We start from the raw sequence: 5,007 nt of genomic DNA on the forward strand, positions 1-5,007 counted from the left end.
CGGACGCGAACACATCCGCCACGAACTCCGCTAACTCCACCCGAAGGTCCTCGACCTGACGCATATCCACACACGTAACATGCTCCTACAGAACATGATCGGGAAGAGGTAACGGAGTCCTACTAGCGGCCCCGGACCCGGGGCCGCAGGCCGTTCGCGGCGGCCGCCGCAGCTCAGGCCTGGGCGTGCCGGCTGAGGAAGGCGCCCACGCGGGGGGAGCGCTGGTGCGGGACCAGGGTGCGGGCCGTCGCCGCCAGCATGGACTGGATACGGGTCGACTGGACCTCGTTCAGCAGCTCCAGCACCCGGCCGCCCGCCCAGGCGGCCTCGTCGGGGGCGCCCGCATGGGCCAGGTTGTCGGCCAGCTCGGCGGTGTAGAGGGCGACGTTGCGGGCGAAGTGCGGATCCTGGAGGTCCGCCGCCCGGCGGGCGTGCCGGGCCGCCCGGGCGTGCTCGCCGAGCGCGGCCCAGCAGCGGGACTCCAGGGATTCCAGCTCGGCCTCGCCGAAGAAGGACATCCACTCGGGGTCCGCCCCCGCCTCACCGCGTGAGAACTCCGTGTGCGCCCGGGTCAGCGCCTCCTCACAGGCCTTGCGGTCGGCCAGCCCCGCCCAGCCGCCGGCCTCCCGCAGCGCGAGCAGGGACAGGAGCCGCGGGGAGCCGAGCGAACGGGCGGCCCGGCGGCCCGCCTGGGCGGCCCGTACCGATTCGCGGGGGCGCCCGCAGTCCCGGGCGAGGAACGCCATGTTGCTGAAGGCGTGCGCCTCCAGGCTGGCGTCCCCGGAGACCCGGGCCGTGGCGAGCGCCTCCGCGTAGTGCGAGCGGGCGTCGTCGAACCGGCCCGAATCGTGCGCGAGCCAGCCCACGGAGATGGCCAGCTCTCCCGCACCCGCGTGCAAGCGGTCCTCGGTGGACTGCCGGGTCGCCCCCGCGTCGAGCAACGCGTAGGCGGTGCGCAGGGGTTCCGCGGCCCGCCGGTACAGGGCGTCGGCTCCGTGCCGGTCGTCCAGCAGCCGGATCTGGCGAACGGCGTCCTCGACGGCGGCCGCCTCGGCCTCGCCGGCGCGGGAGGCAAGAGGGGCTCGCACTTCGCCGAGCAGGGTGAGGCCGAGGGTCGCGGCCGCCACGGTCGCGGAGCCCCCCGCCATGAACGCGCGACGCAGCACGTCGCTCTCCTTGGAACGTGAAGGGGAAGAGGCGCCGGTGGGGTGGGCGCGGTTGGCGAAGGCCGCCAGGGACGCGGCCTGCTCTCGCTGCGCCAGCCGGCCCCGAACCGTCTCGCGCGGGGAGAACCCCAGATCGGCCAGGGTGCGGCCGGGGAACATGTGGAGGAAGACCCGCTCGTAGGCGTAGTTGGGGCAGCGGATCTCGCCGGACTCGACGCGGCCGATGTAACGGGCGTCGCAGGAAACCGTTTCTCCGATTTCCTTCGCGGCCCTGCGCACCATCGCGGCGAACTCGGCCGGGGAGTGCCGGCCGCGCAGCCGCCGGAAAGGGGTGTTGGGTGAGTGGGGGGACGCCGCCATGGACGTGGCCTCTCTGGGGCAAGGGACGCGCTGCCGGTGACTGTGGTGACTGGCTGCCCGGCGGGCATGAACGTACCGCCAGCGGTGACGGGTTGACTTGGTGTTTGGCTACAAAACGGATATCTCACCCGCGATCCGCCATGAACTGCCATCCTTTGCAGCGTCTTACCACCGCACCTGTTGACGTTCCCGCGCGTTGAACTCATGCGGAGTGGGAGGAAGCCCGCCGGCTTCCCGGACCGCTCCCGCGAGGTCGTACGCGGATCGAGGAGGGGTTCCCTTGGTGGAGGGCGGCATGGAGAGCACGGATACGAACACCGCGCCCGAGCCCGGGGAGTCCCTCCTCACGGGCGCCCCGGATCTGGTCACCGTGCCCACCCGGCAGGGGCTGGAGGCCGTCGACATCATCCAGCGCGCCGCCGGCCAGGCCAGCCGCGCGGGCGGCGTCGGCCCGGTGCTGCACGACGGCTCCGGCAGCACCCTCGGGTTCCTCGTCCCGCCCGGCACCGCCGACGCCTGGGACCTCCCCGGCAGCGCCTGTACGCAGACCAACGGACGCGGCATGCGCTTCGGCGACGCCTCGCCCGCCGCGGGCACCGGCTGGCTGCTGCCACCGGAGGCCGTCGGGCCGGTCACCGACCCGGAGGTGCTGCGCGCGGCCCTCGGCGAAGCGGCCCGGCTGATCGAGGCCGCGGACAACTGCTGCTGACTGCCCGCTGCCGACCGCGGGCGACTGCCCACTGTCGCCCGCGAAGCGACGCCCAGGCCCTGACCAGCCATAATGAGGCCGTGGCAGGCAAGGGCAAGGGCAATGACAAGCGGCGCGGACGCGAACGCGACACCTCCGAGGCGGTGGCCGGGCAGGTGGACGGCGGCCACGCAGCCCTGGAGCCCGACCGGGAGCGCTCGCGCGCCTGGACCCTGCTGATCGACGGCGCCCCGCAGTCGCACGTCGACCTGGACGACCCCGGCTACCTGGACTTCTCCTACCAGCGCCGGATCGGCCACCTGATCGACCTCGTCGCCCCCGCCCGCCAGCCCCTGAACGTGCTCCACCTCGGCGGCGGCGCCTTCACCCTCGCGCGCTACACGGCCGCCGCCCGCCCCCGCTCGACGCAGCAGATCGTCGAGATAGACGCCGGGCTCGTGGCCTTCGTACGGGAACACCTGCCGCTGGACCCGCAGGCCAGGGTCCGGGTCCGGGCGGTCGACGCCCGTGCCGGGCTGGCTAAGATCCCGGACGGCTGGGCCGACCTGGTGATCGCGGACGTGTTCAGCGGCGCCCGCACCCCGGCGCACCTGACGAGCACCGAGTTCCTGGACGACGTACGCAGGGCCCTGGCGCCGGGCGGCTGGTACGTGGCGAACCTCGCGGACGGACCGCCGCTCTCCCATCTGCGGGGCCAGATCGCCACGGCCGCGTCCCGGTTCACGGAACTGGCGCTGGCCGCCGACCCCGTGGTGTGGCGGGGCAAGCGGTTCGGCAACGCCGTTCTGGTGGCCGCGGACCGGGAGCTCCCGCTCGCCGAGTTCACCCGCCGGGTGGCGAGCGACCCGCACCCCGGCCGGGTCGAACACGGCCGCGCCCTCACCGACTTCGCGGGCGGCGCCGTCCCCGTCTTCGACGCCTCGGCGGTGGCCTCGCCGGAGCCCCCGCCGTCGGTCTTCCGCTGACGCCGGGGCGGTTACCCGGCCGAGGCCGCCGCGATCTCCCTGAGGCGGCGCTTGTCCGGCTTGCCGCGGTCCGTCAGCGGGAGCGCCGCTACCCAGTACACCGACGCGGGGCGCTGGCCCGGCGCCAGCTCCGCCGCGACCAGCGCGCACGCCTCGGCCGCCGCCGCGTCCGTCGGGGCGTGCCCGGGGGCCGCGACGAGGAACGCGCACACCGCTTCCCCGGTGACCGGGTCCGTCCGGCCCACGACGGCCGCCCGGGCCACGGCGGGGTGCCGGGTCAGGGCCGTCTCGATCGGGCCGCAGTAGATGTTCGCCCCGTGCACCATCACCACGTCCTTGACCCGGTCGTCGAGGTACAGGTACCCGTCCGCGTCGAAGTGCCCGACGTCCCCCGTGCGCAGCCAGCCGTCCCGCAGGACCCCGGCCGTCAGGGCGGGCTGGTTGCGGTAGCCGGCCATCACCATCGGGGACCGTACCCAGACCTCCCCGGTGGCCCCCGGCGCGGCGCCGCGCACCTCGATCTCCACCCCGGGCGCCGGGCGGCCGGCCGAGCCGAGCAGCTCGGGGCGGTCTGAGGCCGCCGCGTCGTGGTCGGCCGGGGACAGCCGGCTGAGCACCCCGGCCTCGTTCATCCCGTAGCCCTGGGTCCAGCGGACCCCCGGACCCCAGCGGGTCAGCGCCCGCCGCAGCCGCTCCGGGTGGACGGGGGAGTCGCCGTAGGAGACCCGTACCAGGCCGGGCACGCCGTCGGCGGTCTCCGGGTCGTCGAGCAGCCGGTACAGCATCGAGGGCGTCAGGTACGTGGCCGCGGGCCCGAGCCGCCGGCAGGCCTCGGCGAACTCCCGGGTGCCGAAGGGGTGCAGGATTTCGGAGCGGCCGCCGGCCCGCAGCTGCTCCAGGCACCGGCCGCCGGAGCGCTGCGAGAGGGAGTCGGTGGATACGAACACCAGCGGGCCGGAGCCGCCCGCGCTGCCGGAGCCACCGGAGTCGCGGGTGGCCGTTCGGGCCGCCATCGCGGCGAAGGTCGAGGCCACCCCCTTCGGCCGGCCCGTGGTGCCGCCCGTGTAGGTCACCCGGGCCACGTCCTCGTCGCGCGCCGCCACTTCAACGGGCAGCGCCTCGCGGGCGGCGGCCAGCTCCAGCAGCGCGGCCAGGCCGATACGGGCCGCCGGGGCCGGCGGCACCGGGGTGTCGTGGACCAGCAGGGAGGGCGCGCAGTCCTGTAGCAGGTGCTCGAGCCCGTGGGTGGTGGGGCCGACGCACACATGCGTCAGCCGGGCCCCCAGCACGTGCGCGGCCAGCCGTACGAGCAGGGTCTCGGGCGGGTTGCCCGCCGATACGCAGGCCAGCCCGGAGCCGCGCCGGATCCCCAAATCGGCCAGGGCGCCCGCCAGCCGGTACGTCCAGGCCAGCACCTCGGAGTGGGTGAGGACCCAGGAGCCGGACCCGAAGGCGGGCCGGTCGGCATACCGCTCGCAGGCGTCGATCAGGTCGGTGACATACCGCGCGCCGGGGCTCATGGCGCCACGGTATCCGGCGGGCAGGATCCGAAAACGCGGTGAACCTTTCCGGTCACAGCACTAGTAGGACTCCGTTACCTCTTCCCGATCATGTTCTGTAGGAGCATGTTACGTGTGTGGATATGCGTCAGGTCGAGGACCTTCGGGTGGAGTTAGCGGCGTTCGTGGCGGATGTGTTCGCGTCCGTGCCGCGTCGGGACCAGCGGGAGAAGGGTGGCTGCTACCTGCGTGGGTTGATGTTGGAGGGGCGGCGCAAGTCCATCCAGGCGATGGCGGGGCGGCTCGTG

General features: G+C 74.2%; 5 protein-coding genes. 3 read left to right on the forward strand and 2 right to left on the reverse strand.

The window, feature by feature from the left end:
- Window positions 1–173: 173 nt before the first annotated feature.
- Entirely contained in the window at window positions 174–1,526 is a 1,353-nt protein-coding gene (locus OTB20_RS41680; protein ID WP_267825114.1) for a tetratricopeptide repeat protein, read from the reverse strand.
- Window positions 1,527–1,821: 295 nt separating this feature from the next.
- On the opposite strand from OTB20_RS41680, the gene OTB20_RS41685 reads away from it, so the two are divergent.
- Window positions 1,822–2,235: a hypothetical protein gene (locus tag OTB20_RS41685; protein ID WP_267825115.1), complete on the forward strand. Its 414-nt coding sequence runs from the start codon at window positions 1,822–1,824 to the stop codon at window positions 2,233–2,235.
- Between the two features lie 80 nt (window positions 2,236–2,315).
- On the forward strand, window positions 2,316–3,200 hold the full coding sequence (locus tag OTB20_RS41690) for a spermidine synthase (RefSeq protein ID WP_267825116.1): 885 nt from the start codon (window positions 2,316–2,318) through the stop codon (window positions 3,198–3,200).
- Between the two features lie 11 nt (window positions 3,201–3,211).
- On the opposite strand, the gene OTB20_RS41695 is transcribed toward OTB20_RS41690, so the two are convergent.
- Complete coding sequence (locus OTB20_RS41695) at window positions 3,212–4,720, reverse strand: class I adenylate-forming enzyme family protein (RefSeq protein WP_267825118.1); 1,509 nt, start codon at window positions 4,718–4,720, stop codon at window positions 3,212–3,214.
- A 122-nt stretch (window positions 4,721–4,842) separates the two neighbouring features.
- Between OTB20_RS41695 and OTB20_RS41700 the strand changes: the two genes are divergently transcribed.
- Window positions 4,843–5,007, forward strand: a 165-nt coding sequence (locus OTB20_RS41700; protein WP_267825119.1) for a transposase, incomplete at its 3' end; no start/stop codon positions are given.

It is taken from the genome of Streptomyces sp. H27-H1 (assembly GCF_026627445.1).
In the GTDB taxonomy this organism is placed as follows: Bacteria; Actinomycetota; Actinomycetes; order Streptomycetales; family Streptomycetaceae; genus Streptomyces.